Origin of the sequence: Mycobacterium sp. IS-1590 (genome assembly GCF_001500025.1) — a bacterium.
GTDB lineage: Bacteria > Actinomycetota > Actinomycetes > Mycobacteriales > Mycobacteriaceae > Mycobacterium.
Map to the genome: position 1 here is coordinate 54,423 of NZ_LQIW01000011.1, position 26,404 is coordinate 80,826.

A 26,404-nucleotide genomic window follows, 5' to 3' on the forward strand; every position below is an offset into this window, starting at 1 on the left:
GAACCACGTGACCGCCACCCTGGACGTTCCAGAACAGAATCCGGACCTGGTCCTCGACCAGAGCGCCGACGACTACTGGAACCGCTACCAGCTGACCTTCGCGCTCTACAGCGTCAGCGACCGCGCGATCCCGTCGGCTTATGACGGGCTCAAACCCGGTCAGCGCCGGTTGCTCTACCAGATGCACGATTCGAAGCTGACGCCCGGCAACAAGCCGCAGAAGTCCTCGAAGGTCTGCTCGGCGGTCACGGGCAACCTGCACCCCCACGGCGGCACCTCGATGTACGGTGCGGCAGCCCTGATGGCCGCGGAGTTCCAGCGCGTGAAAGTCATTGACGGACAAGGCGCGTTCCCTCGTATCCAGGGCGACATCCCCGCCGCCGACCGCTACACCGAGATGCGGTTGTCGGCACCCGGCGCCGCGCTCACCGCCGAGCTCGACAGCCATGCGGTCCCGATGGTCTCGACGTTCGACGGCGAATGGGTCGAGCCGACGGTGCTGCCCGCCCAGTGGCCGGTGTTGTTGTGCAACGGTGCCGTCGGCATCGCCGAGGGGTGGGCCACCAAGGTGCCCGCCCACAATCCACGCGAGATCATGGCCGCCTGCCGGGCACTGCTGAAAACGCCGAACATGACCGACGACCGCTTGGTCAAGTTGATCCCCGGCCCGGACTGGGGTTGCGGAGCCACGGTGGTCGGTACCGCCGGCCTGCGGGAGTACATCACCACCGGGCGGGGCCAGTTCACCGTGCGCGGCACGCTGTCGGTGGACGGGAAGAACGTCGTCATCACCGAGCTTCCGCCGGGCGTCGCGAGCAACACGGTCCAGGAACGGATTCGGGCCCTGGTCGAGTCCGGCGAGCTCCCCGGTGTGGCGGACATGTCCGATCTGACCGACCGCCGCAACGGGCTGCGGATCGTCGTCACCGCCAAGCGCGGCCACAGCGCCGAGCAGATCCGCGATCAGCTGTTGGCGCTGACCCCCTTGGAGGGAACGTTCGCCGCTAGTCTCGTCGCCCTCGACGAAAACCGGGTGCCGCGGTGGTGGTCGGTGCGCGAACTGATCAAAGCGTTTCTGTCGCTGCGTGATTCGGTGGTGCTGCATCGCAGCGAGTACCGGCTGGAGAAGGTCACGGCGCGACGTCATCTGGTGGCCGGGCTGATGACCATCCACCTCGACATCGACGCCGCGGTGGCGGTGATCCGCGGTTCCGACACCGTCGACGAGGCCCGCCAGGGTCTGCAGGACCGGTTCAAGATCGACGCCGTTCAGGCCGACTACGTGTTGGCGTTGCAACTGCGCCGACTGACCAAGCTCGACGTCATCGAGTTGCAGGCCGAGGCAGAGCGACTGGACGCGGAGTTCGCCCAACTCACCGAGCTGGTGTCGGATCCCGAGGCGCGCAAGGCGGTGATCGACAAGGAACTGGTGGAGACGGCAAAACTGTTCAAGGGGCCGGAATTCGACCGTCGGACCGTGCTCGACTTCGACGCTACGCCGGTCACGTCGGGCGGAGGCGACGACGGGCCTCGCGAGCGCAAGGTCAACGCGGCCTGGCGGCTCGATGACCGCGGCGTGTTCTCCGATCGCCACGGCGAGTTGCTCACCTCTGGGTTGGGGTGGGCGGTGTGGACCGACGGCAGGGTGAAGTTCACCGCCGGTGGAGGGCTGCCGTACAAGGTTCGCGAGATTCCCGTCGCGCCGGACATCACCGGCCTCGTGTGCTCGGGTGTGCTACCCGAGGGGTACCACCTGGCGTTGGTGACCCGACGCGGCAAGGTTCTGCGCATCGACCCGGCGGCGGTGAATCCGCAGGGTGTGGCCGGCAACGGCGTGGCCGGGGTGAAGTTGGCGGGCGACGGCGACGAGGTCATTGCCGCGCTGCCCGTCTCGTGCGCCAACGGCGAGGCGATCCTGTCGCTGGCGGAAAAGAGTTGGAAGGTCACCGAAGTCGCCGACATCCCGGTGAAGGGCCGCGGGGGCGCCGGCGTCGGGTTCCATCCCTTCGTCAAGGGTGAGAGCGCGCTGCTTGCGGCGTCGATCTCGGCGACGGGGTTCGTGCGGGGGAAGAGGTCGGTCCGCGCCGAGAACCGGGCCAAGGCGTCGATCAAGGGCTCGGGCCTGGATGTGACGGCGGCCGGATAGCCGAAGTTCACTTCGGCTTACGGTTGACCGGATCCCTACCGCGCTGCCGTAGCTCGACACACCAACGTCACCAGGGAATCGATCTCGTCGGGTGTCATCGCTCGTCCTTCGAAGAGGGAGACCGACACCGCGGGTGCCAGCATCATGCGCAGCACGACCGCCGAATCCACGTCAGTGCTCACCTCGCCGCGATCAATACCTCGCTCGACCATCCCGAACCATTGCGAGAGGTCGTTTCGAAACCAGCCCATTATGGAGTCGTTCAACGACGGGTACCGCCCCGAGATCATCGTGGCCATGATTGCCCGCTCCACGGGATCGGCTGCGAGCGAGGCCAACTCGGTGATCAGGGTCCGGACATCGCTCTCCCAGGCGCCGGTGTCCGGGGTGTCGGTGCGATGACGCGCGTGAAACACGAGAGCTTCGTCCAGCAGTGCCGCCGAGGTGGGCCACCAGCGATAGATCGTGCCCCTGTTCACCCCCGACCGTGCCGCCACCTCCGCGATCGGAAGCTCCACCTTGCCTTCGGTCAACAACTCCAGACATACGCGCATCACCGATTCACGCACACGCTCGCTGCGTCCGCCAGGGCGAACGCGTTGTCTGACTGCATGATTCGCAGCACTGCGGTGCGTTGACGAGCTCACGGTCCGTGGTCCCTTGCAGCTGGACCGACGCTGGCGTTGCGCGCTGTCGGTTTCATCGGTTCTCCTCGTCGTCGGTGTCCCATTAGATCGCGCCAGCGCCGGGCGGCCTTTCGATCCCGAGACACGCAAGCTTAATTGAACAGACTGTTGCTATTATGCCTGCTGTCGATCGCCGGTTCAGTAAAGGAATGCTGCATATGTCACGGATAGCGCTGCGCCGCTTAGTAGTCGGATTCCGCTCTGCCCCAAGCCTCCCGAGGAGCCACGTTGAGCTCTGATCTCGGGTTGAAGATCTCCATGGGTCTTCCGACACTGTTCCCGCACGGACGCGAGACGGAGCTTGCGTGGTATCGGAAGATAGACGAGGGCCCGTGGGACGGGCTCGTCACCTACGAACGAATCGTCTACCCCTACAGCTGGTCAGTCGTCCCGCAGCTTGCCGCCGCGGCTGCGATGACGGAGCGCGTCCGACTCTGGACCGACGTCGTCGCACTCCCCATGCGCAACCCCGTCCTGTTCGCCAAGGACTTGGCGACGATCGACGTCCTATCGAACGGGCGCTTGACGCTCGGGATCGGCATCGGCGCCTGGGACGAGGACTACCTCGCAGCCGACAGCCCGCTTGACCGAAAGCGGCAACGAATGGACGAGGCCGTCGCGGCGATGCGCCGCGTGTGGGCCCAGGAGCCGCCCATCGACGGACACTTTCCTGTAGGGCCCGCGCCCGTCCAGAGCGACGGCATTCCGCTTGTCGCCGGCGTGATCGGCCCGAAGGCACTTGCTCGAGCGGCACGATGGGCTGCTGGAGTGAGCGACCCGGCCCATTCGCTGCACTTCGACCCCAAGGCGCTGGCGGCTCAGCGCGAGCGTGTCGTCGAGGCGTGGCGGGCTGCAGGCAGGACGGATCGGCCACACTTCTCCGCGCCGGTTTGGTTCGCGCTCGGCCCTGAGCCGGAGCGTCAACTCCGGGAGCACGTGAAGGACTTCTGGGAAGAAGAAGTCGGCACCGTCGGAGAAGACGTCTCCTACTTGACCACTCCGGGCACGGGGACGATGAACTGCGGAGCGGCCGGCCTTCTTGCCGCCGTCAACGGTGCACGAGAGGCGGGACTCGACGAGCTCAGGCTCATCCCGTCGACCACCGACCCCGACGAAATCGACCGCGCACGCGAGGTGCTTGGTATCTGATCCGGCGTTCGGTGTCGGTGACGGGGGCGCATCCTGGCGTCGTATCGGCCCGTACCGGTGCCTCATCAAAAATTGATATCGACCCCGCGTGGCTCCCTAATCACAGGCGTCTCATAGATAACATCGCGCGGTGCAGTTATCCCGGCGTGACGCACTGCGCTACGCCGCCACGGTGTCGGCACTGGCCGGACTCGGTGCGGCATCGGCGGGTACGCATGCGCCCAGCGCCGCGGCCGCGCGCCCCACGCTGATCGACTACGCGATGCGTCAGATTCCGGCGCAGGCCATCCGGGCCGCCGGCCACTCCGGCGTCATCAACTACGTGTCGACCTCACGGCCCGGCTCGTCGTTCGGCGCCAAGCCGATCACCCTGCCCTACGCCAAGTCCCTGGCCGCCGCCGGTTTGGTGATCGTCAGCAACTACCAGTACGGCAAGCCGGGCGGGACGGCGCCGTCGGACTTCACACGCGGGTACGCCGGCGGCGTCGCCGACGCGCGCACGGCCTGGCACTTGCACACCGCAGCGGGCGGCGGTCGCACTGCGCCGATCTTCTTCAGCGTCGACGACGACATCGACCGCGAGACGTGGAACAACGTCGCGCTGCCCTGGTTTCGCGGCATCAACTCGGTGATCGGCGCGCTGCGCACCGGGGTCTACGGCGGTATCAGGACGTGTCAGTGGGCCGCGGCCGACGGTGTCATCGGCAGGTCGACCTCGCCCGGCAAGGTGTGGGCCTGGCAGACCCGGTCCTGGTCCAACGGTCAGATCTACCCCGGCGCAGTGCTCTACCAACGCATCATCGACACCGCCTCGAACCCGGGACCGGTGGTCGGCGGTATCCGCGTCGACGTCAACGATGTGCTGGCCCAGGACTGCGGCCAGTGGAATCTGCACCCGTGACCGTCGGGCGGTCAGCGGCGTGGTGTCGTGGTGACGTGGACGTGGTCGTAGTGGCCGTAGCCTGATCCCGCCGGACCACTGGGCGTGTAGTAGGTGCCGCGCCAGATGACGTCTTGGAGCCCGAATCGACTCGCGTTGCTGAGCATGAAGTCGCGGATCGCGTCGCCCAGCGCGATGCCCTCCGAGCTCTCGTAATTGGGGATCATCACGTCGATCGCCAAGCCGCTCGGATGCCAGGGCTTGGAGTCGGGCCGGACGCCGTCGATGTCGGCGATCTGGGGAAACCTCGCGCTGATGGCCCGGGCGGCGAGGACGGTGTTGACCTGCAACCCGGCCTCGTTCGCGACGCCGCGGGGCAGCGCCTCCGGGACGTCGACGCGCGCGGCGGCCAGGGCTTGAGCGGGGTCGACGGGCGGCTGGCCGGGCATTGCGAGAATCGCCGGGTCCGGCGGGACGGGCGCCCCGGGCGGCGGGGGCGGTGGTGCTGCTGGTGGCGGGACGGCGTTGTCGATGACCGCTTGCTGCTGCGGAGTCAACGCCGCGTACTGCGCCTCGGCGGCGGTGATCTTGCGCAGCAGGTCATTCCATTTGGTCTGCAGGTCCGCGCGCACCGCGGCGGCCTGCTCGGTCGCGGCGCGAGCATCGGCGGCCGACTTCTCGGACGCCCGCGCGGCGGCCTGGGCGCGCTCGCGCGTTGCGTGGAACATCTTCATCTGCTCGGCCGTCGTGGCGCCGACCACCCGCTGCAGCGACAGCTTGTCGAGCAACTGCTGCGGCGAGGATGCGGTCAGTAGCGCCGCTGCCTGACCGTTGCGGCCACTCATGTAGTCCATCGCCGCGATGCGGTCGACTGCCGCCTGGTACGGCGCCAGCTGGGAGTTCGCGGTTGCGAGGGCGTCGAGGTCGGCGCGGTGACGGTCTTCGGCCGCCTTCTGGGCAGCCATTCGTTCGTCGACATCGTGTTGGGCGGCGGTGACGGCCTCGCGGGTCTGCAACGCCTGGGCCGACAACTCGTTGAGTTTGGCCAGTGCGTCGTCCGCCGGGTCTGCCACCACGTGGCCTGCCAGCGACAGAGCCAGCGCCAGGACCGTGGCTGCGACGCCGCCCGCCATCCGCGGGAGTAAACGGCGCACCGGACCCATTCGGACTGTCACGATTCCTTCGTTGCAGGGACCATGTCGGTCCGGCCACGTTTTGTCTCGGACAGGTTATGAACTCTCGTCGACGATGTCTATTCGTCGGTCAATCTGACGCCGCTTCCTTCCCGAAGGCCCGCCACTTCTCGAGCACCGGCATCGTCAGCGCGATGGCTGCGCGGCTCGTGGACGCCGCCGACGACGATGACCGCCTTGCGGGTCTGGTGGTTACAGCAAGTCGACACGCAGGCAGGTTGTCGGACCTCGAGAGGAAGGTGAGGGCAGCGACGGAAGGGAGCCAAGATGTGCTGGCAATGCAATCACCCGGAGGCCACCCGTGCCGACTACCACGACGTGCTCCGACGAAAGATTTCTGAGCACGGCTGGGCGGTGCAGTACGTCGAGGACGAGCCGACCCCGTTCGCCTACACCATCGGGCTGCACGGAGCCGGGCTGCCGGAGCTGTTGGTGACCGCGTTGGCACCCCGGCAAGCGGCGAGGGTGCTCAACACGGTGGCCGACTACATGATCCGCTCCCGGGTGCCGGCACCCGGCGACACGATGGAGTTGCCCGACGGTTGGCGCGCCGAGTTCGCCGCGGTCGCGCAACCAGACGTGCATATGTGTCTGGCGGTGGAACTGTACGGGCCCGACGTGCGGGCCCTGCAGATCGCGTGGCTCGATGAGCGCGGACACTCCCCCTGGTGCCCGGAGTTCAACGCCGGCGGCCGCCGCCAACCGGTGCTCGGCGCGCGCGCTTGGCAGACGTAGGTTGGCGGGCTCCCCGATTCGGATCGAAGAAGCGGCGGCGACATCCGCGGCGATCGGCTGCGAACGCATGGCCACCGATGCACACTCGCCTCTGCCGGCCTGCGTCCTGACGAGGAGGTCCTGAAGGATGAGCACTGCGATTCCGCCGCTGGACCTCGGCTGGCTGCTGATGGAGTCGCCCGGCGGCACCACCCATGTCGGCGCCATGCTGCTGTTCAAGAAGCCGCCCGGGCGAAGCGCTCTGGTGCGCGAGGTCGTCGAGACCTATCGCGGGCACAGGCCGCTGCCTCCGTTCAACTACGTGCCGGAGATCGTCGGCGTCGGCACCCCGCACTTTCGCGAGGTCGACAGCTGGGATCCGCACTACCACGTGCAGCATCTCGCGCTGCCGGCGCGCAGTTCCTATGAGGACCTGCTGCGGCTCGTCGCCGACCTGCATGAGCCGATGCTCGACCGCCACCGTCCGCTGTTCAGGTGCTGGCTCATCGACGGGGTGCCCGGCGGCCGGTTCGCGATCTACACCAAGACCCACCACAGCATCATCGACGGCGTGTCCGGGCTCCGGAAGCTCTACGACGGGCTGAGCCTGACCGACGAGCCGTCGATCCCGCCGCCCGCCTTCGCGCTGCCCCGGCCCAAGACGCAACCCCCGGTCCCGACGCCGGCGCTGCGCCGAGTGACCGATGCGGTGCGCGGGACGCTCGCGCAAGTCGGTGCGCTGAACCAGATTTCGTTGGCGGCCGCGCGCAAGGCGCTGTCGGCGGCGCTCGGCTCGCACGTCGAGGGAAGCCTGCCGTTCGTGGCCCATCATTCGCCGACGAACGCGCCGCTGGGGCAAGCCCGCGGATTTGCCACGCTGTCATTGCCGTTGGAGGAGATGCACCGGATCGGCCACCGGCACGGCGCCACGCTCAACGACGTCGCGGCCACGCTCGTCGACCATGGCCTGCACGCCTATCTGCGGGAGCGGGGTCAGGCCTACGCGCACGAGTTCATCGCGATGTGCCCGGTGTCGCTGCGCGGTGAGGGCGACTCCGCGACCGGGACCCGGGTCTCCGCGATCTTCGTGCGTCTCGGGCGGCCCGCGGCACCTGTGGCCGAGCGGCTGCAGCAGGTGGTGCACTCAGTGGGGACCGCCAAGAAGGAACTCGGCGCGCTGTCCACGGACGCGGCGATGACGTATTCGGTCGCGCTGGTCGCCTTGGCCGGTGCCGGTGCGTCGACGCACCTGGACCGCGTGGCGCGTCCCGCCTGCAACCTGGTGATCTCGAATGTGCCGGGCGCGAAGGAAACTCGCTATCTCAACGGCGCGAAGCTGACCGGGATCTTCCCGGTTTCGGCGCTGGCGGCCTCGATCGGACTCAACGTCACGCTGAGCTCCTACCGCGATCACATGGACTTCGGATTCGTGGCGAACACCGCCGCGATCGGTGACGTGCACGCCCTTGCGGAACAGACGCGGCGTGCGTACGCAAACCTGAAAACGGCGTTACGCTAGCGCCTTTCGTCGATATGGCCGCGTGTGCGGTCATCGTGTCTCTTCCCGTGGGAAACATGGCCGATTAGCCGTGTCAGCCGAGCGGGTCCACGGCGTTGAATCCTGTGACGGGACTTACGCCAAGCTTCGATCCGTTCGAAAGGAGCACCAAGAAATGTCACGACGAGTGTTGATCACGGGAGCGTCGAAAGGTATCGGCCGAGCGGTGGCCGATACGCTGGCCGCTCGCGGTGATGTGCCGGTTGGCGTCGCCCGGACGGCCCCTGCGGGGTTTCCGGGAACGTTTCACCGGGTCGATCTGGCCGATCGGGAGGCAACCGCAGCGGCACTGACCGAGATCCTCGCCGAAGGCCACATCGACGCGGTCGTCAACAACGTGGGCTTCGCCCGCTTCGGCGTCATCGGTTCGATCGATCTGGATGACCTCTTCGACACCTATGACCTCAACGTGCGCACTGCCGTGCAGGTCGTACAGGCCGTTCTGCCGGGGATGCGCTCGGCGGGCTGGGGCCGAATCGTCAACATCACCAGTCTGACCACACTGGGAACACAAGAACGTACCCCGTACGCCGCGGCGAAGGCCGCGCTCGAAACGTGCACCCGGATATGGGCGAAAGAGCTGGCTTCCACCGGAATCACGGTGAACGCGGTGGCTCCCGGCCCGACCGAGACCGAGATGTACCGGCAACGCAGCCCGGTGGGCTCCGAACGGGAAGCCCGCTTCCTACAGGGCATTCCGCTGGGACGAGTCGGCACACCGAAGGAGATCGCCCACGCGGTGTGTTTCCTTCTCGACGACGACGCGGCATACATCACCGGCCAGATCGTTCGAGTCGACGGCGGCGGCAGCGTCGCGGGATAACGGCAACGGGCGAGTGAGGCGCGCAGGGTCTGCAAGCGCCACAACCCGGTGAGAAACCGACACCACCGGCGAAGTCGCCCACCACGGTGGTGCGCGAGCCGAGAATAATCGGACCATGGTTGTGCCTCCGCCCACCGCTTCCGAGGCGAACGTCGTCCCGCGCCGCGTTGTGATGCTCGTCTACGACGGTGTGACGCTGTTGGACGTCGCGGGTCCCGCCGAGGTTTTCAAACAGGCGAACCGGTTCGGCGCCGACTACCGGATCATGCTGCTGTCGCCGACGGGCGAAGACGTCACATCGAACCTCGGGTTCAGGGTCGCTGTCGATGGGCCGGTCTCGGCCGAGCACGCCCCGGATACGTATCTGGTGGCCGGCTCCGACCTCTATCCGCGGATGCCCGTGCCTCAGGAACTCGCGGACGCGGCGCGTGTGCCCGCAGTCTCAGCCCGCCGCGTCGCGTCAATCTGCACCGGCGCGTTCATCCTTGCCGCGGCGGGACTTCTCGACGGTAAGCGTGCGACGACGCACTGGAGGGTCACCCGCGAACTCGCCACTCGGTGCCCGACCTGTCGCGTGGAACCGGACGCGATCTACGTCCGCGACGGGGACACGTACACCTCGGCTGGCGTGACCGCCGGAATCGATCTGGCTCTCGCGCTCGTCGAAGAGGACCACGGACCGGACGTGACGCGCGACGTCGCCCGATTCCTGGTGGTGTACATGCAGCGCGCAGGCGGCCAGTCGCAGTTCTCGGCTCCACTGCAGGGACGCCCGCCCCGTTCCTCGGCCCTGCGGAAGATCACCGCTTTGGTGACGGCCAACCCCCACGGGAACCACTCGGTTGGCGCACTCGCGAAACACCTCAATGTGAGCACCCGGCAGCTCAATCGTGTCTTCCACGACGAGCTTTCGACCACACCGGCCCGGTACGTGGAGAACATTCGCTTCGACATGGCCAGGGCGCTGCTCGACCAAGGACACACCGCGACCCAGGCAGCGGCTCTCGCCGGATTCCCCAGCTACGAGAGCATGAGACGCGTGTTCGCAAGAAAGCTGTCCATCAGCCCCGCGGCCTACCAACGCCGGTTCAGCACAGCTCGCCGCGCCGGTTCGGGATAACCGGTGTACCGGGTATACCGCGGTACGCCCATGGCTGCGCGCGCGGCGACTTCTCAGTCGTCAAGGAATGTCACGTTGGCTTCGACCGGGTTACGCGGGGTATCCAGCCAGTTGGCCGCAAAGTCCTTGTCGGCGTAACCGATCGCGATTCCGCATAGCACCATCAGCTCGTCCGGAATGTCCAGCTGCTCTCGAAGGATCTGCGGATAGGCGGCGATCGACACCTGCACGCAGGTGGCAAGGCCGCGCTCGGTCAGCGCCAGCAGAAGAGTTTGGAGGAACATACCGACTCCCAGGCTGTCCACCAGCCCGAGATCCCGGTGCATGCAGACCACGGCACCGACGGGGGCCCGAAAGAACTCCCAGTTGCGCAGTTGCGCAATGCGCCTCGCCTCGGCGTCATGACGGGCGATTCCCATCGACCCGTAGACCAGCGCGCCGAGTTGCTGCCTCAGACCGAGGAAGCCCTCCGGCAACCCCGTCGTCACTGGCAGGTCGACAGTTGCGGCCGCCAACAGCGCTTCAACCAACCGGTCCCGGCGAGGACCGGACGCCACATACAGCCGCCACGGTTGCACGTTGGAGTTCGACGGCGCCCGCATCGCGAGTTCCAGCGCCTCGTCGAGTAGCTCCCGGGGCACCGGCTTGTCCCGCAGGAACATGCGCGTCGAACGGCGTTGACGAACGACCTCGTCGAAGCCGTGGCCAGGGTCGGCAACCAGCCTGGAAGACAACGGGTCTCGGGGCGGTGCAAGTTCGTCCCCAGCGAGATGGCTTGCGTGACTCGAGGGCGCACTATTTGTTCGCATCATCGACCCTCAGCTGTTGTCCGGTGGTGGCGACAAAGACCACTAGCAGCTTCGCCGGTTCAGTCGAGCTGATGTTCTCGGTGACCACGTGATGGGCGCCGGGCTGCTCGTTCCAGTTATCACCTTGGTGATAAAGGTGCGCGGGCTCACCTTCGAGCTGGCTGCTGACCGCGCCCTGGAGCACATAGGCGTAAACGAACGCGTCACCATGGCGGTGCGGAGCCGCGTGGGTGCCCGGCGGGAAGGTCACGATCGCCGAGGTGAAGGTCTTGCCCGGCACATTCGGCAGCGCCTGCTCGAACAGCGGAGCCAGTGTCTCCGACGAGTGCGGTGCAGCGGTGCCGGAATGAGGAGGTGCCGCGGAGGTATCGTTCGTCTCGGCCGTAGGGGTACAGCCGACGACCGTTGCGGCGAGCGCCGCGGTCAGGAGGCCGACGCCGATTCGCGTGGTGATCATGACCGTTGTCCTTCCTGGTCGTGTGCCACCTGAATGATCGTCTTGCCGCGAATGCGCCGGCGGCGGGTGAACGCATCGGGGGCTTCGGCGAGCGGGCGGACCTCGCCGACGATCGGCTTGAGCCGTCCGTCGCGCACTCGCTGGGCCAACTCGACAAGCTGCCCGCGATCGGGTTCGACCACGAAGAAGACGGCGCGCCCGTCGTCGGGCCGCACTCGAGGAGGCGCGGCGATGGTCACCAAGATGCCGCCGGGCCGCACCAGTGCCGCTGACCGTTCGAGGACTTCCCCACCGATGACGTCCAGGACGACGTCCACTGCGCCGACGCTTTCCATACGGTCGGCGGTGAGGTCCACGAACTCCTGCGCACCCAAGCCGAGCACAACGTCGCGGTCCGCGCTCCGTCCCGTGCCGATCACTCGCGCGCCCACCTCGAGCGCCAGCTGAACCGCGATGGAGCCGACACCGCCGGCCGCCCCGTGCACCACAACGGTCTGGCCGGTGGTGATCCGACCATGGACGAACAACCCCTGCCAGGCCGTCAGCCCCGAGATCGGCAGCGCAGCGGCCACGGTGTGGTCGATGTCGGCGGCAAGAGGTGCCAGGTTGCGTGCCTCTACGGCGGTGTACTCGGCCAACGAGCCGTTGCGAGCCCAGTCGGCGAGGCCGAATACCCGCTGGCCGACAGTAAGCCCGGTGGTGCCGTACCCCAATTCGGCGACGACTCCGGACAATTCGTGGCCGGGAACGGTGGGAGTGCGGTCGCGGCCGGCCCGGTCGGTCCACGTGGCGGGCCACTCGAGTTCACCGGGGGTGAAGCCGGCGGCGTGAACGCGGACGATGACGTCGTTCTCGGCGGCGTGGGGGTACGGCAGATCGGTGAGGGTGAGCCCGTCGACACCCGCGTCGCGTGCTGTTGCGGTGATGGCTTGCATGTCAGGTCCTTTCACGCGGCTTCGTGAACGAGCAGCGGGTCCTTCTCGGCGGTGTCCCGAGAGCGGGGCGGTGCGCCGGCGGTCCCCGAGACGAGACGCCTGCCGGCGTAGTAGGTGGTGCTCAGTGACAGCGCCCCGACGAACGCGGTGTACAGGTAGCCCGTGGCCTGCAGCCCAAGTGAGGGCGCCATCAGGCCGGCGGCGAGAGACGGCAGGCCCAGCGCGGAGTAACTGACCACGAAGGCGGCGGAGAAGACCTCGGATCGCGACGTCGCGCTGGTGACCGCGCTGATGGCGCGCAACGCCCCGTTGAACGTCAGGCCGACGCCCAACCCGGCGATGATCGATCCGCCGATGAAGGGGGGCGGGGAGGTGAAGGCCAACGCCGCGTAAAGACTCGCCGCGCCCAGCGACAGCAGAATCGCTCCGAGCAAGGTGGCGCTCGACGGCGAGCGCCGCGCAGCCCACAGTCCACCGACGCTGTTGGCGATGAACAACAGGGTGATGCTCAGACCGCCGGCAGCGCCTGACCGCACGTGCAGGACGTCGCGCACCAACGACGGTGCGAGCGCGAGGAACATTCCGGTGACCGACCACCCTGCCACGATCGCGGGAAGCGCGGCGACGAACTCGTGGCGCGTTTCGCGAGGCACCCGAACCCTCGGACGCAGCGCGGAAGATGCTCCGCTTCGCCGGGCGGAGGTCTCCGGGATCGCGAGGATGAGCGCGGCGACGACCACAAACGAGAGGGTCAGTGCCGGAAATATCTCGGCGTCGGGACGGGGGCCGATCGCAACGAGCAGACCAGCCAGCCCTCCACCGACGGCGAGCCCGAGACTCGTGCCCACCGTGGTCATCGTTGGCCCCCACTGCGGGCGGCGCTTGGGGGACAACTCCACGAGGCCCGCGGCGAGGGCACCGGTAGCGGTCCCGGTCGCGAGCCCCTGCACGATCCGGGCAAGCACAAGCCAGAACACTCCGTCGGCCGCCCAGAAAATCGCCGTACCGGTCGCTGCCATCAGTACGGACGCGATCAGCACCGGACGGCGCCCGAGGTAGTCGCTCAGCGAACCGACTGTCAGCAGCGCACCGACCAATCCGACCACGTACACGGCGAAGACCACTGTCAGGATCGTGACGGAAAGGCCCCACCGCTGCAGATACAGCGGGTATATGGGCGAAGGTGCACTCGTCGATGCCATCAGCAGCAGATTGACCGAGGCGAGCACACTGAACGAGGCGACTTGTCCGAGGCGAGGCCTCGGTGTGGGCCGAGATAATCCGTTCATTGCCGTTGCCCCTCAGAGCTTTTTGCGGTCAGCTTGGCCACGGCGCGGCGAGCATACGCTCGACGGTGGTGACGCGCCGGTAACCGGGAACGAAGTGCTCCACTACGTCGGAGTTGACCGTTCCGTTGGTCGTCTCCGGACGGTGCTTGAACCCGTCGAAGTAGGCCTGCAGGAACTCGTTCTTGAAATCACCCCGCGGGTGAGCGGCGACGATTTCGTTCACCTGATCGCCGTTTAGCCCGTCGACGCCAAGACCGACCACGTCGGTCATCACACCTAGGTACATGGCCGCGATCTCCGGGCCCATGCGGCCCGGGACCTCCGGTGTGGTGTGCAGCGCAATTGCGGTCCACACAGTGTCGGCGGCTCCGGTGGAGAAGCCGCGATCGAGCAGGAACTTGCGACCATGGTCGGCGCCGTCGACCTCGAACCGCTGTTCCCGATCGGAATACGGCGTCACCAGACCGGTGTCGTGGAACATGGCGGCCAGATAGAGCAGTTCTTGATCCGGGTGCGCGCCGAGCCGGTGCGCGTGGAGCTGGCCGAACAAGAAGACCCTGCGCGAGTGGTGGTAGATGAGGGGGCTCGTGGTGTCCCACAGGAGACGAGTCGCTTCAGCGACCGCCGCAGTATCGGGGATCTCCACGCCCGCAATGACTTCTGACATGACATGTGCGCTTTCTGCTTGGTTGTCGACTCTGCCTGACATCCATGCTGGTCCGAACCGAGCGTGCGCGCCGCCTTCATCCGGCCAGGAATCCCTCGAATGAGGACGTCGAAACGCACTGCGTCCAGCGCCACGGAGCATGGATCACCGATCGATGTTTCGCACTCGATATCGGGCTCAGTGGCGACGGCGAATCTCTCAGTTCAGGATCTCGGCATTGTCGCTTGAGAGGAGCGCAGACAGTCGTTGGCGCCACGTCTGCAGTTGGTCGGGGGTCAGACGCGTCCACTCGGTGACCTCGCCGACGATCCGCAGCGGGGCCGTGCTGCGGTAGGACCGCGTGGGGTTGCCGGGGAACTTCTTATCGGTCACGTTCGGATCATTTTCGAACTCACCGGTCGGCTCGACTTCGTACACCCGCGGAACTGCCTGTCCCTCGGCGAGTTCCGCGGCGATCTCCGCGGCAAGGCCAGCCCCATCGACCAAAGCGGTGAAGTAGATGTGGTTCATCACGATCTCGGGGCGGTAGTTCGACCGATGCCCCGCGGTGAGGAAGTCGCCGACACTCAACTCCGCGGTCGTGCCATGGAAGAACCGGCCGTCATCAATCTGTTTGGACACCTGAAGTCCTTCGGACGCACTGCTGAGACGCCCCAGCATGCAGCACCACCCGGGCCTTGCCACAAGCCCCCTATCAGGCCTTATCCTGAAGGTGAGAGCGATTCGGCCGATTCCGGATCCCGGCCTCACCTCACCGAAGGCTCTCAGTCGGTCGTGTCGATCCGAATCTCCCTCTAGTAGAACACCTTTCGCAGCGCCGTCGAGCAGCCGCCCCGGCAGTGCACCCGCCGAGCTGCCAGCGGGGAGCACTTGTGTGTTTCCTCCATCGGTGGCAACGCCCAGAAAGCGGGGATTGAGAATCCTCCTGGATGGCTAACCTGCACGGATGCCGTCGACCCCCCTGCCTGTAGTGCTGGCCACGCTCGCTCTGCGACGTAGACTCAAGCAGCTCGCCGACCTCTTGGTGCCGCCTCAGATCGCGATGCTCGATCTCGGCGAGGGCGTCGGCGGCGTCCAAATCGCCGCAGCCATCGCCGAACTCGGGATTGCCGACGTGCTCGCCGACGGGCCGAAGACCGCGCCCGAAATCGCGGCCCAGATCAACTGCGACGAGGACACCACCCATCGCCTGCTGCGCGGCGCGGTCGGATGCGATCTGTGCACGATGAATCGCCGCACGGGTGAGGTTCGGCTGACCCGTACCGGAGCGGTGTTGCGCAGCGACCATCCCTCGTCGCTGCGGGCCTGGATGCGCTACAAGGGGATGCGGTCGACGGTCGACGCCTGGGGTGGCCTGGCCGCCAGCGTGCGCAGCGGGCGCAGCGCGTTCGAGCTCGTGCACGGGATGTCGGTGTGGGAGTGGTACGCCGCCCACCCCGACGAGCAGCGGATCTTCGCCTCGACGATGCGGCAAGCCACCGAGATCAGCGCCCGCGCCATCGCGCGGGTCTACCCGTGGCCGCACGATGCCGTGGTGTGCGATGTGGCCGGCGGAATCGGCACGCTGCTGTCGGTAATCGTGGGCGAAGCGCGCGCGGATCTCCGTGGGATTCTGGTGGACAGCGCGGCAATGATCGCTGAAGCCGAGCGATTTCTCGCCGAACGCGGTCTGACTGATCGCATCGACCGAGTCGAGGGTGACATCTTCGGCACCCTCGACACCACTGCCGATGTGTATCTGCTCAAAGATGTGCTGCACGATTGGGACGACCAGCGCTGCGGTGAGATTCTTGCCGCTGTGGCGGCGAGCATGCCCCGCGGCAGCAAGCTCGTGGTGGTCGAATACCTTCAGGAACCCAACCGCCCGAATCCGTTCTCACCGCTTCTCGACCTACACACGTTGACCCAACGAGACGGCGGACGACTGCGTTCGCTCGACGAACTGTCGGCACTTCTCACCGGCGCCGGCCTGAGGCCGACCGGCCGCACGTTCTCGGTCGTCCCGCACGATCTCGTCGAGGCCGAGAAGATGTGAAGGGCGCAGCCCACGTCCGTCGGGCCTTGAAGAGTCTTGAGCGCCCATCGTCGACGTATCGTCGAGGCCGTGGGCAAGACGATCGTCATCACGGGCGCGAGCGACGGCGTTGGACGAGCTGCAGCACGGGCGTTGACCTCTCGTGGACACACGACGGTCATCGTCGGTCGGTCCCCAGACAAGACCAAGGCGGTAGCGGCCGAAGTCGGGGCACCGCATCACTGCTGCGATTTCGACAACCTGGACGACGTCCGCGGTCTGGCGGCAGAGCTTTTGAACCGCTACGACAAGATCGATGTGCTGTGCAACAATGCCGGGCTGCAACTCAGTGGAGCGCGTCAGCTGACCGACGATGGTCATGAACGCACTTTCCAGGTTAATCTCTTGGCGCCCGCTCTGCTCACACGGCTTCTCCTGGACCGATTGATCGAATCCAAAGCGGCTGTGATCGCCACATCGAGTAGTGCCGCGCGCATGGTGCAGCTGCATATCGATGACCTGTACGGGGAGAAGCGGTTTCGTCCGTTGCATGCCTACTCCGAAACCAAGCTCGCTAATGTGTTGTTCACCCGCGAACTTCACCGCAGGTACCACTCGGCCGGGCTTGCGGCAGCCTCCTTCGAACCGGGGTCGGTGGCGTCCAACTTCGCCAACGAGTCCACGGCCGTCATGCGTGCCGTCTTCCACTCGCCCTTGCGGAAACTGTTGCGCACCCCCGAGCAGGGCGCAGACACCCTCGTGTGGTTGGCGGACTCGGACCCGGGTGTTGATTGGCCTTCCGGCGAGCACTTCCGCAAGAGACGTGTCGCGAAGACGCACCGCGCCGCCGATGATGTGTCGTTGCGAAAGCTGCTGTGGCAGCGCACTTACGAGATGCTCGGTTAGCGCCAGGGCAGCGATCGCCCTTGCACTTCGTGGGCGCGGGAATGGGACCGGATTCTCCCTTGTCGAGCTACGGCGCCCCGGGCAGCGGGTCATCGACGGCTTCCGGACATGCGCGCTTCAGCGCGTAGCCCGTCGTCATCGAATCCTGCATTCCGCCTACGTAGTTCCGATCCGGAAACCCGTGGGGTGGACTGCTCGGGGTTCCCTGGCCGGCCCGGTCGAGATCGTCGGCGAGTTTGAGCACCGTCGATCGCAACGTCGGCTCCTCGATCGATTTAGCTTCTGCGCGGATCGCCGCGGCCGCCGCCGCGGTATCGGCGTCCAGGGCTGTGTCGTCCGCATTGACCATACCGCGCTGAATTCGAGGCAGCACACGCATCCACTGGCGCATCGCCTGGTCCACATGCAGACAATCTCCGCTGAGGCCCGGAGGCTCTGATTGGTATGACCACACCACCATGGGAATGCCGATGAGAAGCAGGACGGGCAGCGCGATGAGAAGGACGAATCTGGCCTTAGACCAATCCCGGATTGCCATCAGTGAAGCCTATTGCAATCGGCATCGGGGTCAGGACAGCAGATTCGCCTGCGCCCTGAGGCCCGCGTCACGCCGCCGTCCCAACGGTTACGTAACGGCGATCATCAGCGCCGAAGAAGCCCCGAACAGCAATGACGAGCCCTGTAACAACGGAATACGTCGTCCGAGCCTAGTTCATTTGGTACGCGACCGTCGCGGTGCTCACCGGCTCCAGTCGCTGTTCCCACAGGCGCGGTTTACTGAATGCTCCGCGCGTCACCAGCATTCGACATTAGGCAATCGGGGGCCATTTGCAGCTCACTTCCCTCTGGCCTGCACCAAGATACCCTGCATGACAACTGGATTGCCGTGAGTTTCGCTGAGCTGGGTTATCTCGCGGAGCCCGCGGCTCCCAATGTCGACTACTTTGTCCCAGTAGACGTCGTTCGTCGCCAGGTCATGGAGCACTGGGTCATCGAAGATGTTGGATATCCGATGCAACCGCGATCTACCTGGAGCATGGGTCCACATCATCGGGCCGTCAAATCTGGTATTGGTGGCCAGCGCAAATTCCTGATCGGACCAGTTCCGTTCTTTCAGAATACTTTTGACGTGGTCCCAGACTTCAACGGGAACGGTGTCTGTGCCTGGTCGTCGCACGCGTCCGAGCAGCTGAGCCACGACCTCCTTTGCTTTGACGCCCCGCTCGCCGTGCACTCCCACCTTGTTGAGGAAGGCGACCTGATTGGCGGCCCTGTCGATCGTCAGGTGCCAGCAATCACGGTAGCCTCCCTTGCTTGTTCGAGTGATCCTCCCTTGCACGCCTATGCGAAGAAGCAACTGCAATACATCATCGATCAGCCGGCGACTTGTGGACGCGTAGTACACCCTCCCCTGCGCGGTCTTCGAATCCCACCGCACCGACCCGTCGGTCGCCCAGAGATGACGTAGGAACAAGGCGACCTGCTCGTCCGGTAGTGCGAATACCGCAGCAGGAACAAACTTCTCGTAACTTCGTAAACCAAACAGGCCGAGAGTGTCCAACCACTCAGCGATCGGGTTTCGCTTGCCGCGAGCTAAGCGATACGGGGAAGGAAGGCGCAAGGTGGTAGCACGAGCTGCAGCGTAATCGTCGCGGATCGCCGTCACGCCGAAGTGCGCCGCTGCGATGGTAACCGCCATAAGGTTCGCCTCGTCGATGGACGCGTATCGGATCGGTTGCCGTTTCACGCAGGACCCATCACCGATCATGTGCGCCAATAAGATCACCTCGGAATCGTGCATGCGGGTGGTCTGCTCAGGCTGCGGGAGGCGACGCACTGCCGCGATCCTGTCGCCCACCGCTAATTCGGCTATCGGCGACCAACCTTTGAGCTTGCGAACAGACAGCGACGAACTGACTTCTAGAGCTCTCCCCGACGACAATCTGATGCTCGAGGCCTCACACCTGCCAGTTGAGATCGATCCACTCAGGCGCCGTTTGACGAGACGCATCCTTTCATCGACTGACCACAGGAGTGGTCTTTCCGCCGTATACACAAGCTCTTCCAGGGGAGTGTCATAGCCGTTATCCGCCCTTGTCACCCGCAATTGCAGATCCCGTGGTCGGTCCTCGGCCCGACTGGCACAACCGGATTCGGCATCCCCATCGACAGCTGGCATGAATCGAAGCTACCTCGGCTCACCGACAGCTTCCGCCAGCGCGCTTAGCCTCTTACGAACGGGGTTGGACTCTCGGTGAACACCAGTGGCACGCGTGGCGGGCGGGGGATCGTAATGGCGGTGTCGGCCAGGTTTATTGCTTGGCCATGTTGGCGAATCGCGACAAATGCAGTTGGTGCGCAACGGTAATCGTCTTCGTCGGGCCGTTACGGTGCTTGCCGAGGATCAGGTCCGCCTCGCCACCACGCGGGTCGTCACGCTCGAACGCGTCCGGCCTGTGCAGAAGGATGACCATATCCGCATCCTGTTCCAGGCTGCCCGACTCGCGAAGGTCCGACACCATCGGCTTCTTGTCGGTGCGCTGTTCCGGCCCACGGTTCAGCTGGCTGATCGCGACGACGGGCACGTCGAGTTCCTTGGCCATGAGCTTGAGACTTCGCGAAAAGTCCGACACTTCCTGCTGCCGCGATTCGTACTTCTTGCCCGACGTCATCAGCTGCATATAGTCGACGACGATCAATCGCAGGCCGGCCTTCTGGCTCAGCCGCCGCGCCTTGGCACGGATCTCCATCATCGTCAGGTTCGGCGAATCGTCGATGAACAGAGGCGCTTCGCTGATCTCACTCATCCGGCGCGCCAACCGCGTCCAGTCGTCGTCACTCATGCGGCCCGACCGCATATCGGCCAGCTTGATCTTCGCCTCGGCCGATAAGAGGCGCATCACGATCTCGGATTTGCTCATCTCCAGCGAGAAGATGACGCTCGGCATCTGGTGCTTGATCGAGCAGGACCGCATGAAATCCAGTCCAAGCGTCGATTTGCCGACGCCAGGCCTCGCCGCGATGATGATCATCTGGCCCGGATGCAGGCCGTTGGTCACCTCGTCGAGTTCGACGAAACCCGTCGGCACACCGCGCGCGATGCCGCCCTGCGACGCGATCGCGTCGATCTCGTCCATCGTCGGCTGCAGCAGTTCTTCCAGCGGTACGAAGTCCTCGGCCGTGCGCCGCTCGGTGACGTCGTAGATCTCCGACTGGGCACGGTCGACGATCTCGTTGACGTCGGCGCCCTCGGCACCCGCGTAGCCGTACTGCACGACGCGCGTGCCCGCCTCGACGAGCCGCCGCAGCAGCGCCTTCTCCGCGACGATGCCCGCATAGAAGCCGGCATTCGCGGCCGTCGGCACCGTCGAGATCAACGTGTGCAGATACGGCGCCCCGCCGATGCGGCGCAGCAGCCCACGCCGGTCCAGCTCGGCGGCCACTGTCACTGCGTCGGCCGGCTCACCGCGGCCGTAGAGGTCGAGGATCGCGTCGTAGACGTTCTGGTGCGCTGGCCGATAGAAGTCCCCCGGACGCAGCTTCTCGAGCACATCGGCGATGGCGTCCTTGCTCAGCAGCATCCCGCCGAGCACGGCCTGCTCGGCTGCCTGGTCCTGAGGGGGTTGACGCCCGAAGTCCTCGCTCGGCGGAGGCGAATCCATCCCGGGATGGCCAAGGTCGTCCACGACGGCCACGAAGCGCGTCACCCCCTCTATTCACTATCGAACGCACGTTCGATACCGCTGATCGCGACTGTAAGCCAGACATCCGACAAGCCGCCTCACGGCACCGGATCCGCCCTGCCGACGGCTTACGCTAGACGTTGCTGGCGGGGGCGCAACCCGACCCTGTTCATAGACCTGTGGATGGGGTGTGGATAGGTCTGGACAGCTATGTTGAGTCGTTGGGGAGAACCTGTTAATCAATCACTTCGTTCACTGCATCTGCGCAGATAGCCGCACCATAAACCGGTTGTGATGTTGTGGATGACAAATGCCTCGGCGTGTCGTGTCGGGTTGCCAACTCGGGCGTGTTGTGTTGCCGCCAGGGACCGCCCAGGTTAACGGTTGGTTATCTTCGCTACAGCTATCCCTCGCGCGAAGTTCGCTGGCGTGCACAGCAACGGCCGGGTGAAGATCGATCACGTCTTCACCCGGCCGAATTTGATGCTGTGTTACTGCCCGGCTACAACTTCCAGCGAAACCGTCGCAGCGATCTCCGGATGGAGCCGAACCGCGATGGGATGGGTGCCGGTGGTCTTGATGTGTGTCTTGGGCAACTGCACGGTGCGCTTGTCCAAATTCGGGCCGCCCGCGCTCTTGATGGCCGCAACCACATCGGCCGTCGTCACCGAGCCGAACAGCTTTCCGCTGTCGGCCGCGGCCTTGACGGACACCTGCACCGAACCGAGGTTCTCGATCGCGGTCTTCAGCTCGACGGCATGCTCGCGGCCCTGGATGGCCTTCTGCTCGCGGGCCCGGCGAATCTCTTCGGCCTGGCGCTCGGCGCCGCGTGACGCCACGACCGCCAGCCGGCGGGGCACCAGGTAATTGCGGGCGTAGCCGTCCTTGACCTCGACAATGTCGCCCTGGACGCCGAGGTGTTCGACGTCGGCGGTGAGAATGAGTTTCATCTTTCCGTCCTGCCTATCGCGTCGACGAGGTGAACGGCAGCAGCGCAACCTCGCGCGCGTTCTTCACGGCGATCGCGATGTCACGCTGGTGCTGAACGCAATTGCCGGTGACGCGGCGGGCGCGGATCTTGCCGCGCTCGCTGATGTACGTGCGCAGTAGCGCCGTGTCTTTGTAATCGATGGTCTGCCCCTTCTTGGAGCAGAACACGCACTTGCGGGTCTTGACCGGCTTCTCGGGTGCCGGCCGACGCTTGGTGGCCTTGGCCATGTGTCTTTCTCTTTCTTACTTCTTGTTGATCAGTTGTGGATCAGAAGGGTGGCTCGTCGTCGGCTCCGGAGAACGAACCCGACGCCGGGGCGCTGCCCCACGGGTCGTCCTTGGGCTGCTCGGCGGGGCGCGAACCTCCGCCGCCGCCACCACCGAAACCGCCGCCACCGCCGCCGCTGCGGCTGGCTTTGTTCACCTTGGCGGTCGCGTACCGCAGCGACGGGCCGATCTCGTCGACCTCGAGTTCCACCACGGTGCGCTTCTCACCCTCGCGGGTCTCAAACGAACGCTGCTTGAGCCGGCCCTGCACGATCACCCGCGAACCGCGAGTGAGGCTTTCGGCCACGTTCTCGGCGGCCTCACGCCAGATGTTGCAGCGCAGGAACAGCGCCTCGCCGTCCTTCCACTCCCCGCTCTGGCGGTCGTAGATGCGCGGTGTCGACGCCACGGTGAAGTTGGCGACGGCCGCGCCCGACGGCGTGAAGCGCAGTTCGGGATCGGCGGTCAGGTTTCCGACGACGGTGATGATGGTGTCACCAGCCACGATGTCCTCCTGGGATTGGCGGTGTGAGTCTCCGGAGCGGTCGCAGGCGAGCCTACGGAAGCGCTCCGACGCTTACAGCCTGTTCTTCGGGACTAGTGCTTGTCCGTCCGCATGACCTTGGTCCGCAGCACGGACTCGTTCAGGTTGAGCTGACGGTCCAGCTCGGTCACGGTGGCGGGCTCTGCCTTCACGTCGATGACGGCGTAGATGCCCTCGGCGTGCTTGGCGATCTCGTATGCCAGCCGGCGCCGTCCCCAGATGTCGACCTTGTCGACACTGCCGCCGTCCTTGCGGATGACGTTGAGGAACGTTTCCAGCGACGGAGACACGGTGCGCTCGTCAAGGGTGGGGTCGAGAATGACCATGATTTCGTATGGACGCATGAAGACCTCATCACCTCCTACGGTCTGATCGGCCACGGACTGTCCGTGACAGGAGGGTCGCCTGCGTCGGCAACCGGCCCAGGCTACAGGAAACCGCGCTGATCTGCGAAATCGTCCTGTTCGCAGCTCTACACTTCGGCCATGTTCTCCGAGACGCGTTACGCGTTGAACGGGGACCTGCGCGTGGCCTACCGGGCGTCGGCGCCCGGCGAGCGCGACATCGTCTTCGTGCCGAACTGGTTCACCTGTTGCGAAGTCATTCCCGAGCTCCCGTCCATGTAGGGGTGGATCGAGGCGACGACGTCAATCGGTCGATTGATCCTCTTCGACCAGCCGGGCACCGGAGCATCCGATCCCGTGTCGCCCGGTGCGCTGCCGACACTGGAGCAGTGGGCTGACAGCATTTCGGCGGTCCTCGACGATCTCGACAGCAACGAGGCAATTCTTATCGCGGTTGACGGCGCCTTCGCCGCAGCCGCGCTGTTCGCGGCCATGTACCCATCCCGCACGACAGCGTTGGTGAGTTTGGATGGTTACGCAGCAGTCGTCGGCGGGCCGCTCGATTCCGAGGCGGCCACCTCGTTCATGGTCGGCATGTGGGGCACCGGTCAGATTCAACGTGTGCTCAATCCCGACATGCCATGGAACGAAGAGATTCGAGCGACGTGGGCACGAATGGAACGTCTGGCTGCCAGCCCGGCGACCGTTGCTTTGATGATGTCGATGGTTTATGCGATGGACGTACGCGCTCTGCTTCCTACCGTCCGCGTGCCAACCCTCGTCGTCCAACACTGCGACGACGCAATGGTGGTCCGCGAAATGGGCCGCTACGTCGCCGACAGCATTCCCGGCGCCAAATATGTTGAGCTGCAGGGGCGTAACCTCTACCACTTTGTCGAGCCGAACTGGCGGGCGTCTTTCCAGGCGATCTGCGAGTTCCTCACCGGACACCAAGCCGACGTGGCCGACGACCGCGTGCTGGCCACCGTGCTGTTCACCGACATCGTCGATTCCACCCGTCGCGCCGCCGAGATCGGCGACCGCGACTGGCACGCGTTGCTCGACGCTCACGACGCCGTCGTCCGCGCACAGTTGGCCCGCTTCCGCGGCCGCGAGGTGAACACCTCCGGAGACGGCTTCCTCGCCATGTTCGACGGCCCGCAACGAGCGATCCGCTGCGCCATGGCCATTCGCGACTCCGTCCAGGCGCTCGGCATCGAGATACGCGCCGGACTGCACACCGGCGAATGCGAGGTCCGCGGCGACGACATCGGCGGCATCGGCGTGCACATCGGTGCACGGGTCAGCGCCCTGGCCGGCGCCAACGAGGTACTCGTGTCGAGCACGCTGCGCGACTTGGTCATCGGCTCCGGCCTGAAGTTCGACGATCGCGGCACCCACGAACTCAAAGGCGTGCCCGGCGAATGGCGGCTGTTCGCCGTCGCCTCCTAGCCACCGATTGTGAATCTGGCTGCGCTTTCAGGCAGTTTCGCGCAGGCGGATTCACAATCGAGGTGGGGCGGGCGTTGAGCGGCGGGCCGCCTACCTCGAGACTGCGGTCAGATCCCGGTCTTCCGTAGCTTCGCGATCTGTGCGCAGTCTCGACCCGTCCGGTCGTAGCCAATCGGGCAGCCACCGCGGCGGCGCGTCCGGCGCACGGTCGAACACCCCGCCCGCTGGGTCGTCGACCACTCCGCGAGCCCGGACCAGGTCCAGTTCCGGTCGGTAGATCTGTCGAATGACCAACGCACACAACGCGACCACCGCGATGTCGCGCAGCAGCACGGTGATGGTAAACGGCTGTTCCGGCAGCCCCATGTTCGCCTCACCGTAGAGGTACAACATCCGCGGCACCCACACCAGCGCGTCGATCGTCATCCACGCCAACAGGATGCGACGGTGCGGCAAGGCCAACACCGCCAGCGGCACCAGCCACAGCGAGAACTGCGGGCTCCACACCTTGTTGGTCAACAGGAACGCCGCGACGACCAGAAACGCCAGTTGTGCCACGCGCGGCCGGCGCTTCGCGGTCAGCGCGATGTAACCGATTGCGATACAACAGGACACGAACAGGATCGCCGAGACCGTGTTGGTCACCGTCGGTGGCTGCCAGAAGCCCAGATCGGGGTCGAACCCGCGCCAACCGGTGAACGACTTGATGACGTTGTAGATCGAGTCCATGTCGTCGCCGCGGCGGGTGTTGAGCCGGAAGAATTCCGACCATCCCCGCGGGAACAGCACCATGATCGGCAGGTTGACCACCAGCCACGCCGCTACCGCCGCCGCGGCCGTCTTGCCGACCTCTCGCAGCTTCCCGGTGCGCACCGCCAGCACCGCCAGCGGTGCCAACAACAGCAGCGGATACAGTTTGGCCGCCACACCCAGACCGATCAGCGCGCCGGCCAGCACCGGCTTTCGTCGCGCCCACGCGAGCAGCGCGCCCGTCGCGAAAGCCGTTGCCAGCGCATCGAAATTCGTGAAGATCTGGAAGATCACCAACGGCGAGGCCGCCACCAATGCGGCGTCCCACACCCGTCGCGGCCCGGCCAATCGCGACGTCGCCCACACCGTGACCAGCCACGCCAACGCCAGACCCAACGCCGCGATGTTGAAGAACATCACCACCTCGGCGATCACCGGTATCGACACTAGTTTCGTCAGCGCGGTGTAGGTCTTGGCCAACGACATCGCCACGTACTGATAAATGCCGGTCAACACCGGATACTCCATGTAGCGCACCGCGATGTTGCCGTCGTACTGAACGTGCGGCTGGCCGGTGGCGTCCTTCTCGATCCAACTCGACTTGTACGGGAACTTGCCGAGGTTGAGCAGTTCGGCGGTGTAGAGCGGAACCGTATCGGAGTAGCAGAGCTGGAAGTACGCCCGCTGGTTACTCCAGTCGGCCACCCGCTGATCGGCGGTTCCCGAGCCCGTGGTCTGAAGGCACGCGGCCTTCGTCGAATAGCCGAGCGCCAAGAACACCAGCGCGATGATCAGCATGGCGCGCAGCGGGGTCAGGAACCGCTGCCTGCCGATCAGCGCGTGCTTGCCGACCGGCCCGCCGATGACATCGGAGAGCGCGGCCCCGATGACGTCCGTGCGGCTGGGAAGATCGCGCTCGTCGAAGCTTCTGGTGTCGCCCGCCGGCAGCGCCGGCGCTACCACTTGCGCGAGCCGGCCCGGCGAAACAGCTTGCGGCGCCGGCTCGCCTGGTTCCTCGCCCCCCACCT

General features: G+C 65.7%; 25 protein-coding genes and 1 pseudogene. 10 read left to right on the forward strand and 16 right to left on the reverse strand.

The window, feature by feature from the left end; genetic code table 11:
* The first annotated feature begins 7 nt into the window (after positions 1 to 7).
* Entirely contained in the window at positions 8 to 2,146 is a 2,139-nt protein-coding gene (locus AU197_RS09220; protein WP_064402241.1) for a DNA gyrase subunit A, read from the forward strand.
* 35 nt (positions 2,147 to 2,181) lie between these two features.
* On the opposite strand, the gene AU197_RS09225 is transcribed toward AU197_RS09220, so the two are convergent.
* Positions 2,182 to 2,715: a TetR/AcrR family transcriptional regulator gene (locus tag AU197_RS09225; RefSeq protein ID WP_064402242.1), complete on the reverse strand. Its 534-nt coding sequence runs from the start codon at positions 2,713 to 2,715 to the stop codon at positions 2,182 to 2,184.
* A gap of 345 nt (positions 2,716 to 3,060) precedes the next feature.
* Here AU197_RS09225 and AU197_RS09230 point away from each other — a divergent pair, with 345 nt between their 5' ends.
* Positions 3,061 to 3,981, forward strand: coding sequence for an LLM class flavin-dependent oxidoreductase (locus AU197_RS09230; RefSeq protein WP_156434361.1), 921 nt, complete (start codon positions 3,061 to 3,063; stop codon positions 3,979 to 3,981).
* Between the two features lie 130 nt (positions 3,982 to 4,111).
* Complete coding sequence (locus tag AU197_RS09235; RefSeq protein ID WP_064402244.1) at positions 4,112 to 4,882, forward strand: DUF1906 domain-containing protein; 771 nt, start codon at positions 4,112 to 4,114, stop codon at positions 4,880 to 4,882.
* 11 nt (positions 4,883 to 4,893) lie between these two features.
* On the opposite strand, the gene AU197_RS09240 is transcribed toward AU197_RS09235, so the two are convergent.
* The gene (locus AU197_RS09240) at positions 4,894 to 6,024 is read right to left on the reverse strand and encodes a coiled-coil domain-containing protein (protein ID WP_064402245.1); all 1,131 of its coding nucleotides are present in this window, start codon (positions 6,022 to 6,024) and stop codon (positions 4,894 to 4,896) included.
* 297 nt (positions 6,025 to 6,321) lie between these two features.
* Between AU197_RS09240 and AU197_RS09245 the strand changes: the two genes are divergently transcribed.
* The 4 genes from AU197_RS09245 to AU197_RS09260 all read left to right on the forward strand — a co-directional run bounded on the left by AU197_RS09245 (position 6,322) and on the right by AU197_RS09260 (position 10,269).
* Positions 6,322 to 6,789: a DUF4262 domain-containing protein gene (locus AU197_RS09245; RefSeq protein ID WP_064402246.1), complete on the forward strand. Its 468-nt coding sequence runs from the start codon at positions 6,322 to 6,324 to the stop codon at positions 6,787 to 6,789.
* Between the two features lie 127 nt (positions 6,790 to 6,916).
* A complete protein-coding gene (locus AU197_RS09250; protein ID WP_064402247.1) occupies positions 6,917 to 8,287 on the forward strand; it encodes a wax ester/triacylglycerol synthase family O-acyltransferase in 1,371 nt (456 codons plus the stop codon).
* Between the two features lie 154 nt (positions 8,288 to 8,441).
* Positions 8,442 to 9,149 carry an SDR family oxidoreductase gene (locus tag AU197_RS09255; protein ID WP_064402248.1) on the forward strand — a complete coding sequence of 236 codons (708 nt, stop codon included), beginning with the start codon at positions 8,442 to 8,444 and terminating at the stop codon, positions 9,147 to 9,149.
* 115 nt (positions 9,150 to 9,264) lie between these two features.
* The gene (locus tag AU197_RS09260) at positions 9,265 to 10,269 is read left to right on the forward strand and encodes a GlxA family transcriptional regulator (RefSeq protein ID WP_064402249.1); all 1,005 of its coding nucleotides are present in this window, start codon (positions 9,265 to 9,267) and stop codon (positions 10,267 to 10,269) included.
* 53 nt (positions 10,270 to 10,322) lie between these two features.
* Here the strand turns inward: AU197_RS09260 and AU197_RS09265 are convergent, their stop codons facing one another.
* The 6 genes from AU197_RS09265 to arr form a co-directional block, all read right to left on the reverse strand.
* Positions 10,323 to 11,003, reverse strand: a complete 681-nt coding sequence (locus AU197_RS09265) for a nitroreductase (RefSeq protein WP_286145558.1) — start codon at positions 11,001 to 11,003, stop codon at positions 10,323 to 10,325.
* A gap of 61 nt (positions 11,004 to 11,064) precedes the next feature.
* Positions 11,065 to 11,535 carry a cupin domain-containing protein gene (locus AU197_RS09270; RefSeq protein ID WP_064402251.1) on the reverse strand — a complete coding sequence of 157 codons (471 nt, stop codon included), beginning with the start codon at positions 11,533 to 11,535 and terminating at the stop codon, positions 11,065 to 11,067.
* Positions 11,532 to 12,470 carry an NADP-dependent oxidoreductase gene (locus tag AU197_RS09275; RefSeq protein ID WP_064402252.1) on the reverse strand — a complete coding sequence of 313 codons (939 nt, stop codon included), beginning with the start codon at positions 12,468 to 12,470 and terminating at the stop codon, positions 11,532 to 11,534. The genes AU197_RS09270 and AU197_RS09275 overlap by 4 nt, the downstream gene beginning before the upstream one ends.
* A gap of 11 nt (positions 12,471 to 12,481) precedes the next feature.
* Positions 12,482 to 13,759, reverse strand: a complete 1,278-nt coding sequence (locus AU197_RS09280; RefSeq protein ID WP_082696579.1) for an MFS transporter — start codon at positions 13,757 to 13,759, stop codon at positions 12,482 to 12,484.
* 28 nt (positions 13,760 to 13,787) lie between these two features.
* Entirely contained in the window at positions 13,788 to 14,426 is a 639-nt protein-coding gene (locus tag AU197_RS09285; RefSeq protein ID WP_064402254.1) for an HD domain-containing protein, read from the reverse strand.
* Positions 14,427 to 14,624: 198 nt separating this feature from the next.
* Positions 14,625 to 15,047: an NAD(+)--rifampin ADP-ribosyltransferase gene (gene arr / locus AU197_RS09290; RefSeq protein ID WP_064402273.1), complete on the reverse strand. Its 423-nt coding sequence runs from the start codon at positions 15,045 to 15,047 to the stop codon at positions 14,625 to 14,627.
* A gap of 325 nt (positions 15,048 to 15,372) precedes the next feature.
* On the opposite strand from arr, the gene AU197_RS09295 reads away from it, so the two are divergent.
* The gene (locus AU197_RS09295) at positions 15,373 to 16,461 is read left to right on the forward strand and encodes a methyltransferase (protein ID WP_082696580.1); all 1,089 of its coding nucleotides are present in this window, start codon (positions 15,373 to 15,375) and stop codon (positions 16,459 to 16,461) included.
* Positions 16,462 to 16,530: 69 nt separating this feature from the next.
* Positions 16,531 to 17,346, forward strand: a complete 816-nt coding sequence (locus tag AU197_RS09300; protein ID WP_064402256.1) for an SDR family NAD(P)-dependent oxidoreductase — start codon at positions 16,531 to 16,533, stop codon at positions 17,344 to 17,346.
* 67 nt (positions 17,347 to 17,413) lie between these two features.
* Here AU197_RS09300 and AU197_RS09305 read toward each other — a convergent pair whose 3' ends face one another.
* From AU197_RS09305 to rpsF, 7 genes are all read right to left on the reverse strand, one after another.
* Positions 17,414 to 17,884: a hypothetical protein gene (locus AU197_RS09305; RefSeq protein ID WP_064402257.1), complete on the reverse strand. Its 471-nt coding sequence runs from the start codon at positions 17,882 to 17,884 to the stop codon at positions 17,414 to 17,416.
* A 297-nt stretch (positions 17,885 to 18,181) separates the two neighbouring features.
* Positions 18,182 to 19,525 (reverse strand): LAGLIDADG family homing endonuclease, encoded by a 1,344-nt coding sequence (locus AU197_RS09310; protein ID WP_082696581.1) that lies wholly within the window; start codon positions 19,523 to 19,525, stop codon positions 18,182 to 18,184.
* Positions 19,526 to 19,658: 133 nt separating this feature from the next.
* The gene (dnaB, locus tag AU197_RS09315) at positions 19,659 to 21,041 is read right to left on the reverse strand and encodes a replicative DNA helicase (RefSeq protein WP_064402275.1); all 1,383 of its coding nucleotides are present in this window, start codon (positions 21,039 to 21,041) and stop codon (positions 19,659 to 19,661) included.
* Positions 21,042 to 21,520: 479 nt separating this feature from the next.
* The gene (gene rplI / locus AU197_RS09320) at positions 21,521 to 21,979 is read right to left on the reverse strand and encodes a 50S ribosomal protein L9 (RefSeq protein ID WP_064402258.1); all 459 of its coding nucleotides are present in this window, start codon (positions 21,977 to 21,979) and stop codon (positions 21,521 to 21,523) included.
* A gap of 13 nt (positions 21,980 to 21,992) precedes the next feature.
* On the reverse strand, positions 21,993 to 22,247 hold the full coding sequence (gene rpsR, locus AU197_RS09325) for a 30S ribosomal protein S18 (protein ID WP_064402259.1): 255 nt from the start codon (positions 22,245 to 22,247) through the stop codon (positions 21,993 to 21,995).
* 40 nt (positions 22,248 to 22,287) lie between these two features.
* A complete protein-coding gene (locus AU197_RS09330) occupies positions 22,288 to 22,791 on the reverse strand; it encodes a single-stranded DNA-binding protein (protein WP_064346102.1) in 504 nt (167 codons plus the stop codon).
* Between the two features lie 92 nt (positions 22,792 to 22,883).
* Positions 22,884 to 23,174, reverse strand: coding sequence for a 30S ribosomal protein S6 (gene rpsF / locus AU197_RS09335; protein WP_064402276.1), 291 nt, complete (start codon positions 23,172 to 23,174; stop codon positions 22,884 to 22,886).
* Positions 23,175 to 23,315: 141 nt separating this feature from the next.
* Here rpsF and AU197_RS09340 point away from each other — a divergent pair.
* Positions 23,316 to 24,626, forward strand: a pseudogene (locus AU197_RS09340) (adenylate/guanylate cyclase domain-containing protein).
* Positions 24,627 to 24,716: 90 nt separating this feature from the next.
* On the opposite strand, the gene AU197_RS09345 reads toward AU197_RS09340, so the two are convergent.
* On the reverse strand, positions 24,717 to 26,402 hold the full coding sequence (locus AU197_RS09345) for a glycosyltransferase family 87 protein (RefSeq protein ID WP_082696584.1): 1,686 nt from the start codon (positions 26,400 to 26,402) through the stop codon (positions 24,717 to 24,719).
* Positions 26,403 to 26,404 lie beyond the last annotated feature (2 nt).